Below are 21657 nucleotides of genomic sequence, written 5' to 3' on the forward strand. Positions count from 1 at the left end.
CCTTTTTCTTTTCTTGCGCAACGTCCCCCTCTTGCGTCAAGGCGGCGGCGTCCCCATTTGCCTAGAATCGTCTGCCCGACACCCACTCGAACAGCCCGAGAGGCACTGCGCATGGTCCCCCATCTCATCACGGCGCTCACCGGCCCGATCAATGAACTCGAACAACGCATCCTGGAGTCCATGCCCGCCATCGAGCGCTGGTTCCGGCTGGAGTGGATGGAGCACACGCCGCCCTTCTACACCTCGGTGGACGTGCGCAACGCCGGCTTCAAGCTGGCGCCGGTGGACACCAACCTCTTCCCCGGGGGCTTCAACAACCTGACCGAGGAAATGCTGCCGCTGGCGGTGCAGGCGGCGATGGCGGCCATCGAGAAGATCTGTCCGGAGGCCAAGAACCTCTTGCTGATTCCCGAGAAGCACACCCGCAACACCTTCTACCTGACCAATGTGCAGCGCCTGGTGCAGATCTTCCACCAGGCCGGGCTGAACGTGCGCCTCGGTTCGCTGGACGAAACCGTCACCGAGCCCACGCAGCTGGTGCTGCCCGACGGCAGCACGCTGACTGTCGAGCCGCTGGTGCGCACCAAGCGCCGCCTGGGCCTGAAGGATTTCGACCCCTGCACCATCCTGCTGAACAACGACCTCTCGGCCGGCCTGCCCCAGGTGCTGGACAACCTGCACGAGCAGTACCTGTTGCCGCCGCTGCATGCGGGCTGGGCGGTGCGGCGAAAGTCCAACCACTTCCAGGCCTACGAAGAAGTGGCGAAGAAGTTCGCCAAGCTGCTGGGCATGGATCCTTGGCTGATCAACCCGATGTTCGCCAAGTGCGGCCAGGTCAACTTCGCCGACGGCACCAACATCGACTGCCTGCAGAGCAACGCCGATGCGCTGCTGAACAAGATCCGGCGCAAGTACAAGGAGTACGGCATCCAGGAGAAGCCCTTCGTCATCGTGAAGGCCGATGCCGGTACCTACGGCATGGGCATCATGACGGTGCGGGACGCGAAGGACCTGGCCGAGCTGAACCGCAAGACGCGCAACAAGATGTCGGTCATCAAGGACGGCCAGGAGGTGAGCGAGGTCATCATCCAGGAAGGCGTGCCGACCTACGAGCGCATCAACGAGGCGGTGGCCGAGCCGGTGGTGTACATGCTCGACCGCTACGTGGTCGGCGGCTTCTACCGCGTGCATGCCGAGCGCGGCATCGACGAGAACCTCAACGCCCCGGGCGCCAGCTTCGTGCCGCTGGCCTTCGCCGAGTCCAACCAGCTGCCCAAGGCCGGCGCGCGTCCGGGCGCCAGCGCCCCGAACCGCTTCTACATGTATGGCGTCATCGCCCGGCTGGCCATGCTGGCGGCGAGCTACGAACTGGAAGCCACCGACCCGGACGCTGAAACCTACGAGTGAGGCCCTGGCCGCCAGCGCCGGCAAAGGTCGCGTTGCTGCACTGCAACATGGCGGGGCTGGCACTCCTGGCGGCTAGGAGCACAATGGCGTCCTCTTCGCCTCTGTCCGTTGTGCTGTGCAATCCAGCCCTACTGCTTCCGCTTCCGGCCTCAAGCTGGCCTCCTTGACCCTCGGCGCCATCGGCGTCGTCTACGGCGACATCGGCACCAGCCCGCTGTATGCCATGAAGGAGGTCTTTACCCACGGACACCTGCCGGTGAACGCCGAGAACATCCTGGGCATCCTGTCCCTGGTGTTCTGGACGCTCACGGTGATCGTCTCGCTCAAGTACGTCAGCCTGATCCTGCGGGCCGACAACAACGGCGAAGGCGGGCTGGTGGCCATGCTGGCCCTGGCCTCGCAGGCGGTCAAGGACCGCCCGGTGCTGCGCAGCTACCTGCTGGTGCTCGGCATCTTCGGCACCGCGGTGTTCTTTGGCGACGGTGTCATCACGCCGGCCATCTCGGTGCTGTCGGCAGTGGAGGGGCTGAAGGTCGCCGCGCCGGCGCTCGGGGAATACGTGGTGCCGACCACGCTGATCGTGCTGACCCTGCTGTTCGCCATGCAGAAGCACGGCACCGGCAGCGTGGGCAAGCTGTTTGGCCCGGTCATGGTGGCCTGGTTCGCGGTACTGGCCTTGCTGGGGCTGTCTCACCTGGTGGACAACCCGACGGTGCTGGTGGCCTTGAGTCCGTTGTATGCGCTCCACTTCATCCTGAACCAGCCGGGCGTGGCCTTCGTGGCGCTGGGCGCCATCGTGCTGTGCGTCACCGGGGCCGAGGCGCTCTATGCCGACATGGGCCATTTCGGCAAGCGGCCGATCCGGCTGGCCTGGTTCGGCCTGGCGATGCCCGCGCTGGTGCTCAACTATTTCGGCCAGGGGGCGATGCTGCTTGCCCATCCGGAGAACGTCACCAACCCCTTCTTCGAGATGGCGCCGCACTGGGCGCTGTATCCGCTGGTGGTGCTGGCGACCTGCGCCACGGTGATCGCCTCCCAGGCGCTGATCTCGGCCGCCTTCTCGGTCACCAAGCAGGTGATCCAGCTCGGCTACCTGCCGCGGCTGCGGGTGGCGCACACCTCGGTGCGCGAGGCCGGCCAAATCTACGTGCCCTTCGTCAACTGGACGCTGTATGGCTGCATCGTGATCGCGGTGGTGTCCTTCGGCTCCAGCAGCGCGCTGGCCTCGGCCTACGGCATCGCCGTGACGGTGGACATGCTGATCACCACCGTGATGACCTTCTTCGTGATCCGCTATGCCTGGCACTACCCCTGGGCCCTGTGCATGGCGGCCACCGGCACCTTTTTCGTGGTGGACCTGCTGTTCTTCGGCGCCAACGTGGCCAAGGTGCTCGACGGCGGCTGGTTCCCGCTGCTGATCGGTGCCGTCATGTTCACGCTGATGATGACCTGGAAGCAGGGCCGCCAGCTGCTCAGCGATCGCCTGCGCGACGAATCGATCGAGCTGCGCACCTTCCTCGACTCGGTCTTCCTCAGCCCGCCGCTGCGCGTGCCGGGCACCGCGGTCTTCCTCAGCGCCGAACAGGGCATCACTCCGAACGCCTTGCTGCACAACCTCAAGCACAACCGGGTGCTGCACGAGACCAACGTCTTCGTCACCGTACGGCACCACGAGGTGCCCTGGATCGGCTTTGACCGCCGCGTCGAGGTCGAGCCGCTCGGGCGCGACTGCTGGCTGGTGGTGCTGCACTTCGGTTTCAAGAACGATCCCGACGTGCCGGAGGCGCTGAAGCTGCTGCGCAACCGGGGGGTGCACATGGACGACATGGAGACCTCCTACCTGCTGTCCCGCGAAACGGTGGTGCCCTCCAGCATCAAGACCGGCATGTCCTCGTGGCGCGAGAAGGTGTTTGCCGGCATGCACCGCAATGCCGCAGCCGCGGCCGACTTCCTCAACCTGCCGGCCAACCGGGTGGTGGAGCTGGGCACCAAGATCCCGTTCTGAGCGCCGGCCGCACGCTGTCGGCCGGCATTCGCTAACCTTGCGCCTTTGCTGAACATCTTCAACAAGGGCCGGGGTGACGCCGATGCGCTTTTTCAGGGACCTCTCGCTGTCTGCCGTGGTGGCCGGCTTCGTCGCCGTGCTGGTGGGCTTCACCAGTTCGGTGGTGCTGGTGTTCCAGGCCGCCGCAGCGGTGGGCGCGTCGCCGGCGGTCACCGCGTCCTGGATCTGGGCGCTTGGCCTGGGCATGGGCCTCACCAGCATCGCCCTCTCGCTGTACTGGCGCGAGCCGGTGCTGGTGGCCTGGTCCACCCCCGGCGCCGCCGTGCTGGCCACCGCCAGCGTCGGGCTGCCCGAGGCGGTGGGCGCCTTCATCGTGGCGGCGGCGCTCATCACGCTGTGCGGTGTCACCGGCCTGTTCGCACGGGTGATGAACCGCATTCCCATCGCGCTTGCCTCGGCCTTGCTGGCCGGCGTGCTGGCGCGCTTTGGCATGGATGCCTTCCTGTCATTCAAGACCGAGCCCCTGCTGGTGGGCGCGATGTTCGCTGCCTACCTGCTGGGTCGCCGCTGCTGGCCGCGCTACGCGGTGCCGGGGGTCTTGCTGGCCGGCATGCTGGTGGCCCTGCTGCTGGGCCGGCTGCACCTGGCCGAGGTGCAGTGGCAGCTGGCCTCGCCGGTCTGGACCTCGCCGCAGTTCTCGCTGCGCGCCGCGGTGGGGGTGGCGCTGCCGCTCTTCGTGGTCACCATGGCGTCACAGAACCTGCCCGGCGTGGCGGCCATCCGGGCCGCCGGCTACCGCACGCCGGTCTCGCCGCTGGTGGGCGCCACCGGCCTGGCCACCTTGCTGCTGGCGCCTTTCGGCGCCTATGCACTGAACCTGGCCGCCATCACCGCCGCCATCTGCCTCGGCCGCGAGGCGCACGAGGACCCGGCCCGCCGTTACACCGCGGCCGTGATGGCCGGCGTGTTCTACGTTGCCATCGGCCTGGTGGGTGGAGCGGTGGTCGGACTGCTCGCGGCCTTCCCGCGGGAACTGGTGATGGCGGTCGCCGGCTTTGCGCTGCTGGGCAGCATCGGCGCCGGCCTGGCGTCGGCAGTCAAGGACGACCAGCACCGCGAGAGCGCACTTATCACATTCCTCGTCACGCTGTCGGGCGTCTCTCTTTGGGGGATCGGCTCGGCGTTCTGGGGCGTGGTCGCCGGCACGATTGCGCTGGCGGTGCAACACTACCGGATCCGTGCCGTGCAACCCGAACCTGGCCTCCGATGAAGCTGCTTTTCATTGCCGATCCGCTCGACCACTTCAAGATCTACAAGGACACCACCTTCGCCATGATGCGCGAGGCGGCCGCCCGCGGGCACACGCTGTGGGCCTGCGAGCCGCAGCAGCTGTCCTGGCGCAGCGGCGGGCGCGTTACCGCGCTGGCCCAGTCCATCACGCTGACCGGCGAGGCCGAGCGCTGGTGGCGGGCCGAGCCGGCGGCGCCGCTGGCGCTGGCCGAGTTCGACGCGGTGCTGATGCGCAAGGACCCGCCCTTCGACAGCGAGTACTTCTACGCCACCCACCTGCTGGAGCAGGCCGAGCGCGAAGGGGCGCGCGTCTTCAACAGCCCGCGCTCGCTGCGCGACCATCCCGAGAAGCTGGCGGTGATGGAGTTCCCGCAGCACGTCACGCCCACCCTGGTGAGCCGCGATGCGGACGAGATCCGCCGCTTCCATGCCGAGCACCGCGACATCATCCTCAAGCCGCTGGATGGCATGGGCGGCATGGGGATCTTCCGGGTGGGCGCCGACGGGCTCAACCTCGGCAGCATCATCGAGACGCTGAACCAGCACGGCAGCCGCACGGTGATGGTGCAGCGCTTCATCCCGGAGATCGTCCACGGCGACAAGCGGGTGCTGATCGTCGGCGGCGAGCCGGTGCCCTTCGTGCTGGCCCGCATTCCGCAGGGCAGCGAGGTGCGCGGCAACCTGGCCGCAGGCGGCAAGGGGGTGGCCCAGCCGCTGGACGCGGTGGACCGCGAGACGGCACAGGTCATCGGCCGGGTGCTGGCGCCGCGCGGGCTGCTGCTGATCGGTCTGGACATCATCGGCGACCGGGTCACCGAGATCAACGTGACCAGCCCGACCTGCTTCCAGGAGATCCAGCAGCAGACCGGCTTCGATGTGGCGCGATGCTTCATCGACGCCCTGGAGCGCGCCGCGGCCGCGGCGCGCTGAACACTGCCTCGCACCGGGAGCACCGTGATGGACGACCACCGCCTCGACCTGGACGCCTACCTGCAGCACATCGGCTACGACGGCCCGCGCACGCCGACACTGGCGACCTTGCGCGGGCTGGTGGGCTGCCACGCCCAGACCCTTCCGTTCGAGAACCTGAGCCCGCTGCTGGGCCAGCCGGTGGAGCTCGATGTCGGCGCGCTGCAGCGCAAGCTGGTGGAGGGGGGCCGCGGCGGCTACTGCTACGAGCACAACCTGCTGTTCGCCGAGGTGCTGCGGGCCATCGGCTTCGAGGTTGGCGGCCTGGCGGCGCGCGTGGTGTGGGGGCGCGGCGACGACACCATCACGCCGCGCAGCCACATGCTGCTGCGGGTCGAGCTGGAAGGCCGCAGCCGCATCGTCGACGTCGGCTTCGGCGGCCTCACGCTGACCGGCGTGCTGGACCTGCAGGCCGAGGTCGAGCAGGACACGCCGCATGAGCGCTTCCGCCTGCTGCCGGCCGAGCATGGCAGCTACCTGATGCAGGCCCAGCTGGGCAGCGAGTGGAAGTCGCTGTACCGCTTCGACCTGCAGCCGCAGGAGCGCATCGACTACGAAGTGAGCAGCTGGTACCTCTGCCACCATCCCGACTCCCACTTCCTGCAGGGACTGATGGCCGCCCGCGCGGCGCCCGGCGGCCGGGTGGCCCTGCGCAACAACCAGCTCAGCGTGCACCGGCTGGGCGGCGACGCGCAGCGCCGCACGCTCGGCACGGCCGCGGAGCTGCGCGCGGTGCTGGAGACTGACCTGCTGATCGCGCTGCCCGACCTGCCGGAGCTGGATGCGCTGCTGGAGCGGCTGGCGGCCCTGCCCGCCTGAGGCCGGGCACGCCGGCGGCCGCCTGGGCGCGGCATGATCCGGCCGGCAGGGTGGGGGCGGATAATCGGCGGTTTTCGCCGCCTGCGGCCGCGCTGCCGTCTACTCTCCCATCATGGCCCTGCTCACCCTCACCAATGCCAAGCTTGCCTACGGGCATGTGCCGCTGCTCGACAACACCGCCTTTTCGCTGGAGCCGGGAGAGCGGGTCGGCCTGATCGGCCGCAACGGCACCGGCAAGTCCTCGCTGCTAAAGATCCTGGCCGGGCTGGAGAAGCCCGATGACGGCCTGCTGCAGCTGCAGCAGGGCCTGCGCATCGCCTACGTGCCGCAGGAGCCGCAATTCGCGCCCGGCATCGCCGTCTTCGACGCGGTGAGCGTGGGCCTGGCCGAGGTGCGCGACCTGCGCGCCCGCTACGAGGCGCACGACGGCAGCGAGGACCTCGACGCCTTGCAGACCCGCATCGAAGCCCTCGACGGCTGGACCTGGGAGCAGCGGGTGGAGGAAACCCTGGCCCGCCTGCGCCTGGAACGCGACGCGCCGGTGGAGCGGCTGTCCGGCGGCACCAAGAAGCGGGTGGCCCTGGCCCAGGCCCTGGTGGCCCAGCCCGATGTCCTGCTGCTCGACGAGCCGACCAACCACCTCGACCTGGCGTCCATCGGCTGGCTCGAGGAACTGCTGAACGGCTTCCGCGGCAGCGTGGTGCTGATCACCCACGACCGGGCCTTCCTGGACGGCGTGACCACCCGCATCGTGGAGCTGGACCGTGGTGTGCTGCGCAGCTACCCCGGCAACTTCACCGCCTACGGGGTGCTCAAGGAGCAGCAACTGGCCGACGAGGCACTGCTGAACGCCCGCGCCGACAAGCTGCTGGCCCAGGAAGAAGTGTGGGTGCGCAAGGGCGTGGAGGCCCGCCGCACGCGCAGCGTGAGCCGCGTCAAGCGCCTGGAGCAGCTGCGCGCCACCCGGGCGCAGCGCCGCGACGTGGTGGGCCGCGTCCGGCTGGACCTCGACGCCGGCGTCTCCAGCGGCAAGCTGGTGGCCGAGCTGCGCGATGTCAGCAAGTCCTACGAGGGCCGGACCATCGTCAGCCATTTCTCGGCCACCCTGCTGCGTGGCGACAAGGTGGGCCTGATCGGGCCGAACGGCGCGGGCAAGACCACCCTGCTCAAGCTCATCCTCGGCGAGATCGAGCCCGACAGCGGCAGCGTGCGGCAAGGCACCAAGATGCAGGTGGCCTACTTCGACCAGATGCGCGAGGCGCTCAACCTCGATGCGACCCTGGCCGACACCATCAGCCCGGGCAGTGAGTGGATCGAGATCGGCAACGCGCGCAAGCACGTGATGAGTTATCTCGGCGATTTCCTGTTCTCGCCGGCGCGCGCCAACTCGCCGGTGCGCTCGCTCAGCGGCGGCGAGCGCAACCGCCTGCTGCTGGCGCGCCTGTTCGCCCGCCCGGCCAACGTGCTGGTGCTGGACGAGCCGACCAACGACCTGGACATCGACACGCTGGAGCTGCTCGAGGAATTGCTGCAGAGCTACGAGGGCACGGTCTTCCTGGTCAGCCATGACCGCCGTTTCCTCGACAACGTGGTGACCAGCACCATCGCCTGGGAGGGCGAGCAGACGCCCGGTTTCTGGCGTGAGTACGAAGGTGGCTACGAAGACTGGAAGGTGCAGAGCCAGCGCAGCCGGGCACTGCAGGAGCGCGCCACGCCGGCCGCCGCGCCTGCGCCCAAGGCCGCGGCAGCGCCCAAGCCGGCGGCGGCCGCCCAGCGCAAGCTGTCGTACAAGGAGCAACGCGAGCTCGACGAGCTGCCCGGGCGCATCGAGGCGCTCGAGGCCGAGCAGAAGCAGATCGGCGACCTCCTCGCCGGCACCGAGGTCTACCAGGGCGATCCGCAACGACTCACCGAGTTGCAGGCGCGCTTTGCACGGATCGAGGACGAGTTGATGGTGGCGCTCGAGCGCTGGGAGGCGCTCGGCTCGCGCTGAAGCGTCAGGCCGGCGGCAAACGGACGGGCGCCGGCCCGTCGTTGGCCAGCCGCGGCAGCGCGCTGGCGGCCGCGGCCGCTCGGCCGCACCTCAGCCGTGGCGGCGGCGCAAGCCCAGGTTGGCCAGCCAGGACTCGGCGGACGAGCTGGGCAGCGCCCGGCTGATGATCAGGCCCGACTGCAGGTAGAGCGCATTGAGCAGCCGCACCGCATGCTCGCGGCCCTGGCCGATGAGGTCGGACAGTTCGCGCAGCGTCACCGGCTGGGTGCGCATGTGGCGCACCACCGCGCGCTGTGCGGCGGTCAGCGGCAGCATGCGCAGGTCCAGGCCGGGGGTGGTGCGGTAGCAGGCATTGCCGGCGATCTCGGGCAGCAGCTCGGTGCGGCTGCCCCGCATGGCCAGGTCCCACAACAGCGGTGCGATGGGGTGGTAGCACGACAGCGGTGCCACCAGCGAGGCTTCGTCATTGCCGGGAGCGCGCAGCACCGCCGGCTCGATGCGCAGCACCTTCAACAAGGCCAGGCGCTGCAGCAGGTAGGTGTCGGGCTCGGCCGGGCAGTGGAACAGGCGCTCGCGCGGGAACACGGTGACCGGCACCACATAGCCGCCCGCTTCGCAGTGCACCACCACGCTCTGGGCGTGGCGCAGGCAGGCGGCCAGTACCTCGAGCACCTCGGTGCCGCTGGGGCGGTGCTCGAAGCGCTGCAGGTCGGCCAGCAGCGACGGGCTCAGCGCCGTCAGGCGGGGCAGGGCGGTGGTCGCGCCAGGCTGGCGTGCCAACTCGTCCAGATATCGCTGGAAGACGCTGGCACGCATCAACTCGGGTTCGCCGAAGGGGATGGTGGTTTCGTTCATCAGCAGGAAGGGGTGCCCTGGCAGCGTCATTGGTGGAGACGCTGGAGCTCCACAATGCCCGTCTCAACAGAAACGAGGCCTTGCATTTGTATGTGTTGGTGACTGTACTTGAGGAAGGGGGCCCTCCAGCCAGAAAACAATGCGGCGAGCTCGGCATTAGGGTAAATACCACGATTGTGACCGGTCGGAAGTCACAAGCGGCCGCGGATCCGGTTGAAGTCGGTCCAGAACTGGCTGTCCTGCGTGTTGGCGAAATTGATGCGCATCAGCGTCGACGGCTGCCGCACCGCGTGGAAGAGGGAGCCCGGCGCCAGCAGGTAGCCCTCATCCAGCATCACCTGCGCGAGGCGGTCGGTGTCCACCCCGGTGTCGAGCCATCCGAACAGGCCGGCCGGCTCGTTCACGAAGCGGCAGCCGGCCTTCAGCGCCAGCTGCACGCTGCGTGAGCGGGCCCCGTCCAGCCGGGCGCGCACACGCTCGGCATGGCGGCGAATCTGGCCCTGCTCCAGGCAGTGCGCCAAGGCCTGCTCGAACAGCGCCGGCGTGGTGAGCGTGGTGAGCAGCTTGGTGTCGATGAAACGCTCCACCAGTGCCGGGGGTGCCGCCAGGTAGCCGACGCGCCAGTTCGGCGCCAGGATCTTGGCAAAGCCGCTGACATAGATGGTGCGCTGCAGCGCGTCCAGGGCGCACATGCGGGTGGCGTGCGGCGTGGCCAGGTGCGAGTAGGTGTCGTCCTCCACCACCAGGAAGTCGTGCTGCTGCGCCAGGCGCAGCACGCGATGGGCGTTGCTGGGCGTCAGGCACAGGCCGGTGGGGTTGTGCAGCACGCTGACGCTGATGAACAGCTTGGGCCGGTGTTGCGGCTCATGCGCCTCGCAGTAGTTGGCGATGACGTCGAGGTCCGGGCCGTCTTCGCGGCGCGGCACGGGCAGGATGCGCATGCCCATCTGCGTCAGCCGCGCGAACTCCACCGCCCAGCCCGGCTCGTCCACCATCACGGCATCACCTGCCTTGAGCAGGGTGCGGCAGATCACGTCCAGCGCATGGGTGGCGCCCACCGTGGTGACGATCTGGCCCGGCGCGGCCTCGATGTCCATGCTGCGCAGCTTGTGGCTCAGGGCCCGGCGCAGCGCCGGGTCGCCGGCCGGTTCGCCGTACTGCAGCGACAGCGCGCGCAGGTTGGCGGCGTGCGTGACGCGCCGCACGGCGGCCCCAAGGATCGGGCTTTCCAGCCAGTCGGCCGGCAGCACGCCCATGCCGGGCGCCCCCTTCATCTGCTCGCCATGCGCATCGACCTGCCGGAACATGCCGCGGATCAGGGTGGCTGCGTCCACCGGCGGCTGCACCCGCGGCCCGGCGGGCGGCCGTGCCTGGCGCTCGCCGGCGGCCACCTCCGCCCGCGGATCACCCCGCGATTCCCGCACGTAGAAGCCGCGGTTGCGGCGTGCCTCGATGAGGCCCTGCGCCAGCAGCTGGTCATAGGCAGCCACCACGGTGTAGGGGCTGACTTCATGCCGCTGCGCGCACTCGCGCACCGAGGGCAGGCGGGCACCCGGCGGCAGCAGTCGGTCGCGGATGCGCTGGGCATAGCGGTTGGCAAGCTGGTCGGTCAGGGTTTCTGACGGGGAGCGGGTGAGCATGGTGCGTCTCTGTGCTGGCAATTGAACCGGTACAGCCGATGTGATGAGACGGCGAGCTGTATCGGTGCTGTATTGGTGTCTGATCATAGACTGGCTTGCATGAAGCCTCCAGTGCCGTCTTCTCCTTGTTGCAGCGCCCGTTGCGCCGGGCCGAGGCCCGGCCACATCATGGGAGGCCGGCCGTGATGGATCGAGAGTCGGCCGCGCTGCGGGCGCAGGGTCTGCTGGTCGTCCGCGGCGCGCGGCCCGGCCCGGTGGCCGCATCGAGCACTGCGCCGCTTGCGGGCCAGCGACTGCGGTCAACGCACCGCGCGGCTGCGATGGCGAGGCAGCCAGGATGACGGCAGCCACCTTGCAGGCGCCCGTGGGGCAGACATCGCGCGGCCTCTGGCTCGGCGTGCTGGGTGTCGCGATCTTCGCGCTGACCTTGCCGATGACGCGCCTGGCCACCGGCGGCGCCGATGCGCCGCAGCTGTCGCCGGCCTTCGTCACTTTCGGTCGGGCGGCGCTGGCCGGGCTGCTGTCGCTGGCCTGGCTGGGCTGCTTCGGCGGGCCGCGGCCGCGTGGTCGCCAGTGGGGGCTGCTGCTGTTGACGGCGGCTGGCAACGTGCTGGGCTTCCCGCTGCTGCTCGCGCTCGGCTTGCGCCATGTGGATGCCGTGCATGCGTCGGTCATCATGGGCCTGCTGCCGCTGAGCACGGCCGCGGTGGCCGCGCTCGCCTACCGGCAGCGACCGGCCTGGGGCTTCTGGGCCTGTGCGGCGCTCGGCAGCGGGCTGGTGGTGGCCTATGCGCTGCTGAAGGCCGGCAGCTCGCTGCAGGGCGGCCTGCGCTTCCATTGGGCCGATGGCCTGCTGGTGCTGGCGGTGTTGTCGGCCTCGTTCAGCTACGTGTGCGGTGCGCGGCTGACGCCTGCGCTTGGCGCCGAGCGCGTCATCTGCTGGGTGCTGCTGGCATCGCTGCCGGTCACGCTGCCGGCGGCCGTGTGGACCTGGCCGCAGCAAGCGGTGGCGCCGGCGGCCTGGGCCGGGTTTGTCTACGTCGGGTTGTTCTCGATGTGGATCGGCTTTTTCGCCTGGTACCGTGCGCTGGCCATCGGTGGCGCCGTCCGGGTGAGCCAGGTGCAGCTGCTGCAGCCCTTCCTGTCGATGCTGTTTGCCGTGCCGCTGCTGGGCGAACGCCTCGACGCCACCACGCTGGCCTTCGGGCTGGCGGTGGTCGCCACCGTCTTCATCGGCAGGCGCATGCCGGCCGACACGAGGCGGCCCGCATGAACGGCCGGCTGCCACAGGCCTTGGCCCTGCTGCCAGGCACGGGCGGCGAGCGCGACCGCCAGGTGCTGGTGCACCGCTCGAGGCGCGTCGAGGTCGACGCGCCCTGCGGCACCGACACCCTGCAGCCGCAGGCGCAGGACGGGTTGTCCCGCGTGGCGAGCGGCAGCGGCGTGTTCCGCCACCGCGGCGAGCGCATCCCTTTCCGGCCCGGTGACTGCCTGTTCGTCCCGGCCCGGCATGATCACCGTTTTGAACAGTTCACCGACGACTTTGTCACCTGGGCCCTCTTGTGGGGCCCACAAGGAGGAGAATCCGCATGACTGCCACGGCATCCGGCCGCAACGACACCCTCTGGACGCTGGCGCGACGCGCCGAGCGCATGAACCCGTCCATCATCCGGGAGATCCTCAAGGTCACCGAGCGCCCCGGCATCCTCTCGCTGGCCGGCGGCCTGCCCTCGCCGGACAGCTTCCCCATCGACGCGATGCGCGAGGCCAGCGTCAAGGTCCTGCAGACCGCGGGCCGCGAGGCGCTGCAATACGCTGCCAGCGAAGGCTATGCACCGCTGCGTGAATGGGTCGCGGCCCACCTCGGCGCGCAAGGCATGCGGGTCGACGCGAGCCAGGTGCTCATCACCACCGGCTCGCAGCAGGGCCTGGACCTGTGTGCCAAGGTGCTGATCGACAGCGGCAGCCGCGTCCTGGTGGAGACGCCCACCTACCTGGGTGCGCTGCAGGCCTTTGCGCCCTACGAGGCCGAAGTGGATGCGGTGCCGTCCGACGACGACGGCCCGCTGCCCGAGGCACTGGCGGGCCTGGCCCAGGGTGCGCGCTTCTTCTACCTGCTGCCCAATTTCCAGAACCCGAGCGGCCGCAGCATGAGTGCGGCGCGCCGCGCGGCGCTGGTGGCCGAGGCACGGCGCCTGGGGCTGCCGCTGCTCGAGGACAACCCCTATGGCGACCTGTGGTTCGATGCCCCGTCGCCGCCAGCGCTGGCGTCGCACCATCCGGAAGGCGTCATCTACCTCGGTTCCTTCTCCAAGGTGCTGGCGCCCGGCCTGCGGCTGGGCTACGTGGTGGCTCCGCCGGCCCTCTATCCCAAGCTGCTGCAGGCCAAGCAGGCGGCCGACCTGCACACCCCGGTGTTCAACCAGCGGGTGGTGCACGAGGTGATCCGGGACGGCTTCCTCGACCAGCACGTGCCGCAGATCCGGGCGCGCTACAAGGCCAACCGCGACGCGATGCGGGCGGCGCTGGAGCGCCACATGCCGGCCGGCTGTCGCTGGAACACGCCGACCGGCGGCATGTTCTTCTGGATGGACCTGCCCGAGGACCTGGACGCCATGGCGATGCTGCCGATGGCCGTGGAGGCCGGCGTGGCCTACGTCCCGGGGGCCGCTTTCTATGCCCGCGACCCGCAGCCGAACACGCTGCGCCTGTCCTTCGTGACGCTGTCGCCGGAGCAGATCGCCACCGCGGTGGAGAAGCTCGCCGCGGTGGTGCGCGCGGCCGTGGACGCCCAGCGCTGAGCCGGCCGGCCCGCAAGGGCCGGCGTGCCGCGTCGGGAGCCGCTGCGGCGGTGTCCCGGCTTTCCTGCTCTTTCTCGTCAGCCCCTCCGTGATGACCCGCCGCTTCAAGCAGATCGACGTCTTCTCCGCACACGCCCTGCAGGGCAACCCGCTGGCCGTGGTGCTGGACGGCGACGGCCTGGACACCGCTCAGATGCAGGCCTTCGCCCGCTGGACCCAGCTCTCGGAGACCACCTTCCTGTTGCCGCCGACCGATGCGTCGGCCGACTACCGGGTGCGCATCTTCACGCAGTGCAGCGAGCTGCCCTTCGCCGGCCATCCGACGCTGGGCAGCTGCCACGCCTGGCTGGAGGCGGGCGGCCGCCCACGGCAGCCCGGCCGCGTGGTGCAGGAGTGCGGGGCCGGCTGCATCACCATCCGGCAGGGCGACGGCCGCCTGGCCTTCGCTGCACCGCCGATGACCGAGCGCGAGGCCACGCCGAAGGAGCTCGCTGCAGCGGCCGCTGCCCTGGGCCTGGGCGACGGGCAGGTGCTGGCGGCCCGCTGGCTGCGCAACGGCCCGCAATGGCTGGCGCTGCGCCTGGGCAGCGCCGAGGAGGTGCTGGCGCTGGCGCCCCACCATGCGGCGGTGGCCGCGGTGGGTGAGATCGGTGTCATCGGGCCGCATCCGGCCGGCAGCGACTGCCGCTTTGAGGTGCGGGCCTTCACCGCGGCGTCCGGCGTGCCGGAAGACCCGGTCACCGGCAGCCTCAATGCCGCACTGGCGCAGTGGCTGGCGGCTGAAGGGCAGCAGCCGGCGGCCTACCAGGTGTCGCAAGGCCGCTGTGTGGGCCGGGCCGGGCGGCTGTTCATCGAGCGTGACGGCGAGACGGTGTGGGTGGGGGGTGCCAGCCGCACCTGCATCGAGGGCAGCGTGAGCCTGTGAGCGGGCGACGAGCACGCTGTGCGGCCGCCCCTGCCGCGTCAACTGTCCAGCGTCTCCTGATGCGCCGGCGCCGCCTGCACGGTTTGCTGCGCCGCGAGGTGCCGCCCCTGCCGCTCGGCGAGCGGCTTGCCCGCTTCTCTGTGCCGGCTGGCCGGCCCGTGCAGCGTGCTCGCGCCCGCCAGGCAGCGCGGCTTGCCCCGTGCGCCGCTGGCCCGGTAGTCCTGCTCCACTGCCTGCCGCACGCCATCGGCCGGCAGTCGCAGCGGGCCGCACAGGTAGTCGTGCAAGGCATCGACCAGCGGCTCGAAGCCGATCTGGTGCGTCTTGCCGGTGCTGGCCCACAGGTGGTCGGAGAAGGCGAGGAAGCGCTCGAAGTGCCGCGCCTCGCCCAGCAGCAAGGCCAGCGTGCGCGGCAGGCGCCCGGCGTTGGCCACCAGGTCCCAGTAGCGTGCAAAGCGCGAGACCCGTTGCACGGTGGCGAAATCGGCCGTGCCGGTCTGCAGGATGGCGTAGGGCGGCACGGGGTCGTAGACCATGCCGTGCGCCTCGGTGTGGCGCACGATCGGGGTGCCGCGCAGCCGCTTGAGCACGCCCACCTGGATCTCGTGTGGTGCCAGCGCGGCCAGCCGGTCGAAGCCGGCGGCGAAGCTCTCCAGCGTCTCGCCCGGCAGGCCGAAGATCAGGTCGGCATGCACATGCGCCTGGCTGCGCTGCACGAGCCACTGCAGGTTCTCGGCGGTGCGCGCGTTGTCCTGCCGGCGCGAGATGCGGGCCTGCACCTCGGCATCGAAGCTCTGGATACCGACCTCGAACTGCAGCGTGCCGGCCGGAAAGCGGGCGATCAGCTGCTTCAGCCGCTCCGGCAGGTGGTCGGGCACCACCTCGAAGTGCACGAACAGGCGCTCGTCCAGGCGCGCCAGGAAGAACTCCAGGATGCGGGCCGAAGCCTCGATCTTCAGGTTGAAGGTGCGGTCGACGAACTTGAAGTTGCGCGCCCCGCGCTCGTGCAGCCGCGCCATCGCGGCCAGGAAACGATCCAGCTCGAAGGCCCAGGCGGTCTTGTCGAGCGAGCTGAGGCAGAACTCGCACTTGAACGGGCAGCCCCGCGAGGCCTCGACATACAGCAGCCGGTGCGCCAGGTCCTCGTCGGTGTACTCGTCGTAGGGCAGGGCCAGGTCCTGCAGCGGCGGCTGCCGGCCGGCGATCACCTTCATCAGCGGCCGCGGCCCGTGCAGCAGCGCCCGGCACAGCTCCGGAAAGCTGACATCGCCCCAGCCGGTGACGACATGGTCGGCCAGGCGGCAGATCTCCTGCCCGTCCGTCTCGTGGCTGACCTCCGGGCCGCCGAGCACCACCACCAGCTGCGGCCGCAGCGCCTTCAGCAGGCGCACTACCTGGGTCGTCTCGACGACGTTCCAGATGTACACGCCGAAGCCGACGATGCGGGGCTGCAGCGCCAGCAGCCGCTCGACGATATCGACCGGCTTCTGCGCGATCGTGAATTCGCACAGCCGGGTGCGCTCGCGCAGCTCGCCCATGTTGGCGCGCAGGCAGCGCAAGCCCAGCGAGGCATGGATGTATTTGGCGTTGAGCGTGGCCAGGACGATGTCGGACATGGCCGCATTATCGATTTCACTCAGAGGTGAGGAGTCCGAGGTGACCGAGGAACTGTTCCGCGAAGACAGCTATTTGCGTGAGTGCGAGGCCGGCGTGATGGCCGTCGATGCGCAAGGCATCCAGCTCGACCGCACGGTGTTCTATCCGCGTGGCGGCGGCCAGGCCGGCGACGCCGGTGCGCTGCTGCTGGCCGACGGCAGCGCGCTGCACATCGCCGACACCTGCAAGGGCAGCGAGCCGGGCAGCGTCCTGCATGTGCCAGCCCCCGGCCAGGAAGCGCTGCTGCAAGCGCTGCAGCCCGGCCAGCGGGTCACCGCCCGCATCGACTGGCAGCGGCGCGAGCGTCACATGCGGCTGCACACCGCCACCCATCTGCTGTGCGCGCTGCTGCCTTACCCGGTGGATGGCTGCTCCATCACCGCCGAGTACGCGAGGCTGGACTTCCACACCACCGAGCCGATCGACAAGGAAGCCGTGAACGCCGGGCTGGCCCGCCTGGTGGAGGGCGGCCATGCGGTCAGCCACAGCTGGATCAGCGACGAGGCGCTGGACGCGAACCCGCAGCTGGTGCGCAGCATGAGCGTGTCGCCACCGCGCGGCAGCGGCCGCGTCCGCGTGCTGAAGATCGACGGGGTCGACCTGCAGCCCTGTGGCGGCACGCATGTGGCCAACAGCGCCGCGGTGGGCGCGGTGGTGGTCACCAAGGTCGAGAAGAAGAGCGCCAAGACCCGCCGGGTGGTGCTGGGCTTCGCTGCGCCGGGCTGAGCCGCCAGCGGCATGCGGCCCGGCGCCGCCGGCTCACTTCGAGCGGTAGTTGTCGTGGCAGGACTTGCAGCTCTGCGCAGCCGGGCCGAAGGCCGCCTTCAACTGCTCCAGGCTGCCGGACTTCGCCGCCGCGTCGAGCTTGGTCAACTCGTCCTGCATCTTGGTGGCGGCGGCGCGGAACTTGTCGTTCTCTTTCCAGATTTCAGGCCGGGCCTTGGTCTCGCCGTCGGCCGTGCCTTCGACGAAGCCGGCCCAGGGCAGGTGGGCCAGCGACTGCAGCACCGCCGCGTTCTCGGCCGCCGCCTTTGCGTCAAACGGCGCGCGGCCGTTGGCCATGGCGCCGAGGCGGCCGAAATGCTGGCCGATCAAGAACATCGCGCTCTTGCGATACTCGATCGCGTGCTCCGGCTTGGCGAACTGCGCCGATGCCGGCAGCGCCACCAGGGTCGCACCAGCGGCAGCGAGGGCGCACAGCATGTTTCTCATCAACGGCTCCTGTATCGGTGAGGTGGTCTGGGTCGTGGGGAGGGCAGGGCGCTGCCGAGGCAGCCGCACGAGTGTACGCAGCCGTTCCCCCTGCTTGTTCGCTTGCGGTCTACCGCCTTTCACGGGTAAAACCACGGGCTTGACACTTCCCGACCGCAAGCGCCCATGAAGATCCGTGTCTGGGACCTGCCGACTCGCCTGTTCCACTGGATGCTGGCGGTCGCCGTGGTCGCCCTGGTGGCCACCGCCCAGGTGGGCGGCGAGGCGATGGTGTGGCATTTCCGCCTGGGCTACCTGGTGCTGGCCTTGCTGCTGTTCCGTGGCGCGTGGGGCCTGGTGGGCGGCTACTGGTCGCGCTTCGCGAGCTTCGTGCGCGGGCCGGCGGCGGTGTGGCGCTACCTGCGCGGGCGCGGCGAGCCGCTGCAGGCGGTGGGCCATACGCCGCTGGGCAGCTTGTCGGTGCTGGCCATGCTGCTGGCGCTCGCTGCGCAGGTGGGCAGCGGCCTGTTCGCCGACGACGAGATCGCCACCACCGGCCCCTTCGCAGCCCAGGTGTCCACTGCGTTGAGCCTGCGCCTGACCTGGTATCACACGGTGATCGGCGAGCCGCTGGTGATCGGGCTGGTGCTGCTGCATCTCGCGGCCATCGGGTACTACGCCGGCGTGCGGCGGCAGAACCTGCTCGGCCCCATGTGCAGCGGCGACAAGGAGGTGGACATGGCGGCGCCCGCCTCGCGCGACAGCGCCGCCACCCGCGCTGGCGCCCTGGTGGTGTTTGCAGTGGCGCTGGCCGCAGTGGCTGCCTTGCTGCAAATGGCGGGTTAGACTCGGCGCGAGCACTGCCGTCCCGCGGCCGACCGACCGATCGATCGATGCAATCACCCGAGATACGCCTCGTTGTTCCTGACCAGCCGGAACTGCTGGAGGCCACGCGCGAGATCTTCCAGGAGTACGCCGATACGCTCGGTGTCGACCTCGGCTTCCAGGGCTTCGAGGCCGAGTTGCGCTCCTTGCCGGGCGAGTACGCCGCGCCGATGGGGCAATTGCTACTTGCCTTCGTGGACGCGCAGCTGGCTGGCTGCGGCGGCTTCCGCCCGATGCCCGATGCCGACGATGCCAATGCCTGCGAGATGCGCCGCCTCTATGTGCGCAAGCCCTTCCGTCGCTTCGGCCTGGGACGCACCATTGCCCAGGCCCTGATCGACGAGGCCCGGCGCAGCGGCTATTCGGTGATGCTGCTCGACACGCTCGACGAGATGGAAGCCGCCCGATCGCTCTACGCCACGCTGGGTTTCGTCGAGATCCCGCCCTACTACTTCAACCCGCTGCCCGGCGCGCACTACCTGAAGGTGGCGCTGGACTGAAGGCCCCGATGTCGGTTACGGCGAGGTACCGGCGTAGCATCGGCGGCTGTTCGACTGTTGCGTGGCGCCGTGCCGGCCTGCAGAGCCTGCAGGAGGGCCGGCATCTGACTGGAGGCACCATGACCCCTGATCCCCAAACGATCGAGTTGCGCGCGGGCGCCCTGCGGCTCGCGCTGCGGCCCGACCTGGGCGGCTGCATCGCCGGCCTGTGGCACGGCAGCACCCCGGTGCTGCGCTCGATGGAGCCCGATGCGCTGGCGCATCCGCGGCAGTGCGCCGGCTTTGTGCTGGTCCCCTATTCCAACCGCATTGCCGACTGCCGCTTCGAGTGGGACGGCCAGATGCGGGGCACGCGCTGCAACTTCGGCCCGTCGCCGCACTCGCTTCATGGCGTGGGCCTGCTGCGGCCCTGGACCGTGGTCGAGCAGGGCGAGCGCTCGGCCGTGCTGGAGTTGCAGCACCAGCCGGACGAGGACTGGCCCTTCGCCTTCGAGGCACGCCAGCAGCTGGTGGTGGACGAGCAGGGCCTGAGCCTGGAGCTCAGCCTCACCAACCGGGCCCAGGTGCCCGCGCCCGGCGGCCTTGGCTGGCATCCCTATTTCCCCAAGCGCCAGCGCAGCCGCCTGCATGCCGAGCTGGCTGGTCGATGGGAGGTCGACGAGACGCTGCTGCCCACGCACTGGGTCAAGCAGAACGGCATCGATGCCGACGTGGTCCATCTCGATTTCGACAACTGCTTCACTGGCTGGCAAGGGCAGGCCCGCATCCGCGACGAGCGCTTCTCGCTGATGCTGAGCGCCTCGCTGCCCTACCTGGTGGTCTACACCCCGCCGGAGCAGGACTTCTTCGCGGTCGAGCCGGTCAGCCATGCGAACAATGCGCTCAATCTGCCCGACCCGGCGTCGCACGGCGTGGTGACGCTGGCCCCCGGCGCGTCGATGGGCGCGTCGATCCAGCTGCGCATCCAGGAGGTCCGTTGAGCATGGCCGGCTTGTATGAAGTCACGCGGGCCGTCGAGCAGCCGGCGGTGCTGGGCGAGTCGCCGATGTGGCATCCGGTGGAGCAGGTGCTCTACTACTGCGATATTGCCGGCCGCAAGCTGCATCGCTTCGACCCGGCTCGGCAAGCGCTCGACAGCTGGGCCTTCGACACCGACGTGAGCTGCTGCGCGGCCACCACCTCGCAGGCGCTGGTGCTGGCGATGCGCGACGGCCTGTGGCGTTTCGACCCCCGCAGCGCCCAGCGGGAACAGCTTGCGCCGCCACCCTATGACCCGGCGCAGGAGCGCTTCAACGATGGCAAGGTCGACCCGGCTGGCCGGCTCTGGTGCGGCACCATCTACGAGCCGCGCAAGCCGGCGCTGGCGGCGCTCTACCGGCTCGACCCGGATGGCCGGCTGAGCCGCCGCGGCGAGGGCGTCACGGTGTCCAACGGCCTGGCCTGGAGCCCCGACGCGAGCCGCATGTACTGGAGCGACACCACCAGCCACACCATCTTCCTGCTGGACTTCGACCCGGCCACCGGCGAGGCCGGCGAACGACGGGTCTTCAAGCGCTTCGAGCTCAAGCGTGAAGGGCAGTCACTGGACAGCTATGGCGGCCGGCCCGATGGCGGCGCGGTGGATGTGGACGGCAACTACTGGGTGGCGATGTTCGAGGGGTCGCGGCTGCTGCAGCTCTCCCCGGACGGCGAGCTGCTGCGCGAGGTGCGGCTGCCGGTGCGCTGCCCGACGATGCCGGCCTTCGGCGGAGCTGACCTGAAGACGCTCTACGTCACCACCTCGCGCGAGAAGCGCCCGGCCGAGGAGCTGGCCGCCCAGCCGTGGGCCGGTTGCGTGCTGCAGTTGCGGGTGGAAGTGCCGGGGCTGCCCGCCACTGCCTGGCGAGGTTGAGCCGGCGGGCACTTCACACGAGTGGCACGGCGCGGCGGCTCTCGCTGCCCTGTGCCGGCCGTGCCGCGTCCGGGCCAGGCCGGGTTGGCCACTCTGCACGAGCGCTCGTGGCAGGCGCTGGCGCCGCTGCGGGGCGCGCGTGTGCCCAGCGCGTGGCCGGGTCCTGCTTCAGCGAGCGCGCTGCTGCGCGCGCGCCTTCAGCCGCCGTGCCAGCCGCAGCCGCCAGGCGAGCTTGACGCCCAGGTAGCCGAGCCCGGCACCCACCGTCGCGAACAGGCCCATGCCGACCAGCGCGGGCAGGCCGACGGACTGCAGCAGGCCCCATGCACCGGCATCGGCGCCGGGCAGTTGCGGGGGCGGCGCCTGCACCACCAGGCTGCCCACCTGGTAGGCCAGCCACAGCCAGCCGCCGACCGTCAGCGGATTGGTGATGAAGGTGATGGCCGCGGCCACCGGAATGTTGGCCCGCCACCAGACGCAATGGGCGGTGGCGAACACGATCTGCGCCACCGGCACGACGAACGCCCAGAAGGTGCCCACCGCGACGCCGCGGGCCACCGCCTCGCCGCGCATGCGCCACAGCTCCGGCGCGAGCACATGCGCTGCGATGGGACGCAGCCAGCGGTTGCGCGCCAGGTCGTCGCGGCGTGGCAGCTGGTCCTTCAGCCGGCGTGCCAGCATGTCCTTCATCGATGTCATGGCGTGAATCGTCTCATGCGTCGCGTTCCTGCGGGAAATTTCGCTTGGTCACCAACTGGCCTTGCTTCGACACGCAAGGCGGGCACCGTCTTGTTCCCCGATGGAACCGGCTGTCGTTTGCCTTGCGTTTT

The 21657-nt window shown here is 69.9% G+C and carries 20 protein-coding genes; 15 read left to right on the forward strand and 5 right to left on the reverse strand.

The window, feature by feature from the left end; translation table 11 throughout:
- The first annotated feature begins 111 nt into the window (after nt 1-111).
- The 6 genes from gshA (at nt 112) to N7L95_RS17005 (ending at nt 8483) form a co-directional block, all read left to right on the forward strand.
- On the forward strand, nt 112-1407 hold the full coding sequence (gene gshA / locus N7L95_RS16980; RefSeq protein WP_301256443.1) for a glutamate--cysteine ligase: 1296 nt from the start codon (nt 112-114) through the stop codon (nt 1405-1407).
- A gap of 154 nt (nt 1408-1561) precedes the next feature.
- Nucleotides 1562-3412, forward strand: a complete 1851-nt coding sequence (locus N7L95_RS16985; protein WP_494516329.1) for a potassium transporter Kup — start codon at nt 1562-1564, stop codon at nt 3410-3412.
- An 82-nt stretch (nt 3413-3494) separates the two neighbouring features.
- On the forward strand, nt 3495-4682 hold the full coding sequence (locus N7L95_RS16990) for a benzoate/H(+) symporter BenE family transporter (RefSeq protein ID WP_301256445.1): 1188 nt from the start codon (nt 3495-3497) through the stop codon (nt 4680-4682).
- Nucleotides 4679-5632 (forward strand): glutathione synthase, encoded by a 954-nt coding sequence (gshB, locus tag N7L95_RS16995; RefSeq protein ID WP_301256446.1) that lies wholly within the window; start codon nt 4679-4681, stop codon nt 5630-5632. The genes N7L95_RS16990 and gshB overlap by 4 nt, the downstream gene beginning before the upstream one ends.
- A gap of 27 nt (nt 5633-5659) precedes the next feature.
- The gene (locus N7L95_RS17000) at nt 5660-6490 is read left to right on the forward strand and encodes an arylamine N-acetyltransferase family protein (protein WP_301256447.1); all 831 of its coding nucleotides are present in this window, start codon (nt 5660-5662) and stop codon (nt 6488-6490) included.
- 112 nt (nt 6491-6602) lie between these two features.
- A complete protein-coding gene (locus N7L95_RS17005; RefSeq protein WP_301256448.1) occupies nt 6603-8483 on the forward strand; it encodes an ATP-binding cassette domain-containing protein in 1881 nt (626 codons plus the stop codon).
- A gap of 90 nt (nt 8484-8573) precedes the next feature.
- Here the strand turns inward: N7L95_RS17005 and N7L95_RS17010 are convergent, their stop codons facing one another.
- Nucleotides 8574-9368, reverse strand: a complete 795-nt coding sequence (locus N7L95_RS17010; protein WP_301256449.1) for a hypothetical protein — start codon at nt 9366-9368, stop codon at nt 8574-8576.
- Nucleotides 9369-9529: 161 nt separating this feature from the next.
- Nucleotides 9530-10978: an aminotransferase-like domain-containing protein gene (locus N7L95_RS17015; RefSeq protein WP_301256450.1), complete on the reverse strand. Its 1449-nt coding sequence runs from the start codon at nt 10976-10978 to the stop codon at nt 9530-9532.
- 337 nt (nt 10979-11315) lie between these two features.
- Here N7L95_RS17015 and N7L95_RS17020 point away from each other — a divergent pair, with 337 nt between their 5' ends.
- The 4 genes from N7L95_RS17020 to N7L95_RS17035 all read left to right on the forward strand — a co-directional run bounded on the left by N7L95_RS17020 (nt 11316) and on the right by N7L95_RS17035 (nt 14704).
- Complete coding sequence (locus N7L95_RS17020; protein WP_301256451.1) at nt 11316-12251, forward strand: DMT family transporter; 936 nt, start codon at nt 11316-11318, stop codon at nt 12249-12251.
- Nucleotides 12248-12571, forward strand: a complete 324-nt coding sequence (locus N7L95_RS17025; RefSeq protein WP_301256452.1) for a cupin domain-containing protein — start codon at nt 12248-12250, stop codon at nt 12569-12571. Before N7L95_RS17020 ends, N7L95_RS17025 begins: the two co-directional genes overlap by 4 nt.
- Entirely contained in the window at nt 12568-13779 is a 1212-nt protein-coding gene (locus N7L95_RS17030) for an aminotransferase-like domain-containing protein (RefSeq protein ID WP_301256453.1), read from the forward strand. Before N7L95_RS17025 ends, N7L95_RS17030 begins: the two co-directional genes overlap by 4 nt.
- A 91-nt stretch (nt 13780-13870) precedes the next feature.
- Complete coding sequence (locus tag N7L95_RS17035; RefSeq protein ID WP_363324845.1) at nt 13871-14704, forward strand: PhzF family phenazine biosynthesis protein; 834 nt, start codon at nt 13871-13873, stop codon at nt 14702-14704.
- Between the two features lie 38 nt (nt 14705-14742).
- Here N7L95_RS17035 and N7L95_RS17040 read toward each other — a convergent pair whose 3' ends face one another.
- On the reverse strand, nt 14743-16320 hold the full coding sequence (locus tag N7L95_RS17040) for a B12-binding domain-containing radical SAM protein (RefSeq protein WP_301256455.1): 1578 nt from the start codon (nt 16318-16320) through the stop codon (nt 14743-14745).
- 40 nt (nt 16321-16360) lie between these two features.
- Between N7L95_RS17040 and N7L95_RS17045 the strand changes: the two genes are divergently transcribed.
- Complete coding sequence (locus N7L95_RS17045) at nt 16361-17086, forward strand: alanyl-tRNA editing protein (protein WP_301256456.1); 726 nt, start codon at nt 16361-16363, stop codon at nt 17084-17086.
- A 33-nt stretch (nt 17087-17119) separates the two neighbouring features.
- Here the strand turns inward: N7L95_RS17045 and N7L95_RS17050 are convergent, their stop codons facing one another.
- A complete protein-coding gene (locus tag N7L95_RS17050) occupies nt 17120-17572 on the reverse strand; it encodes a c-type cytochrome (protein WP_301256457.1) in 453 nt (150 codons plus the stop codon).
- A 165-nt stretch (nt 17573-17737) separates the two neighbouring features.
- On the opposite strand from N7L95_RS17050, the gene N7L95_RS17055 reads away from it, so the two are divergent.
- The 4 genes from N7L95_RS17055 to N7L95_RS17070 all read left to right on the forward strand — a co-directional run bounded on the left by N7L95_RS17055 (nt 17738) and on the right by N7L95_RS17070 (nt 20827).
- A complete protein-coding gene (locus N7L95_RS17055; protein WP_301256458.1) occupies nt 17738-18397 on the forward strand; it encodes a cytochrome b/b6 domain-containing protein in 660 nt (219 codons plus the stop codon).
- Nucleotides 18398-18444: 47 nt separating this feature from the next.
- Complete coding sequence (locus tag N7L95_RS17060) at nt 18445-18936, forward strand: GNAT family N-acetyltransferase (RefSeq protein WP_301256459.1); 492 nt, start codon at nt 18445-18447, stop codon at nt 18934-18936.
- A gap of 119 nt (nt 18937-19055) precedes the next feature.
- Entirely contained in the window at nt 19056-19916 is an 861-nt protein-coding gene (locus tag N7L95_RS17065) for an aldose 1-epimerase (protein ID WP_301256460.1), read from the forward strand.
- Between the two features lie 2 nt (nt 19917-19918).
- The gene (locus N7L95_RS17070) at nt 19919-20827 is read left to right on the forward strand and encodes an SMP-30/gluconolactonase/LRE family protein (RefSeq protein ID WP_301256461.1); all 909 of its coding nucleotides are present in this window, start codon (nt 19919-19921) and stop codon (nt 20825-20827) included.
- A 168-nt stretch (nt 20828-20995) separates the two neighbouring features.
- Here the strand turns inward: N7L95_RS17070 and N7L95_RS17075 are convergent, their stop codons facing one another.
- Nucleotides 20996-21526 carry a DUF2062 domain-containing protein gene (locus N7L95_RS17075; RefSeq protein WP_301256462.1) on the reverse strand — a complete coding sequence of 177 codons (531 nt, stop codon included), beginning with the start codon at nt 21524-21526 and terminating at the stop codon, nt 20996-20998.
- Between the last annotated feature and the right edge of the window lie 131 nt (nt 21527-21657).

The organism is Eleftheria terrae (genome assembly GCF_030419005.1).
GTDB lineage: Bacteria > Pseudomonadota > Gammaproteobacteria > Burkholderiales > Burkholderiaceae_C > Caldimonas > Caldimonas terrae.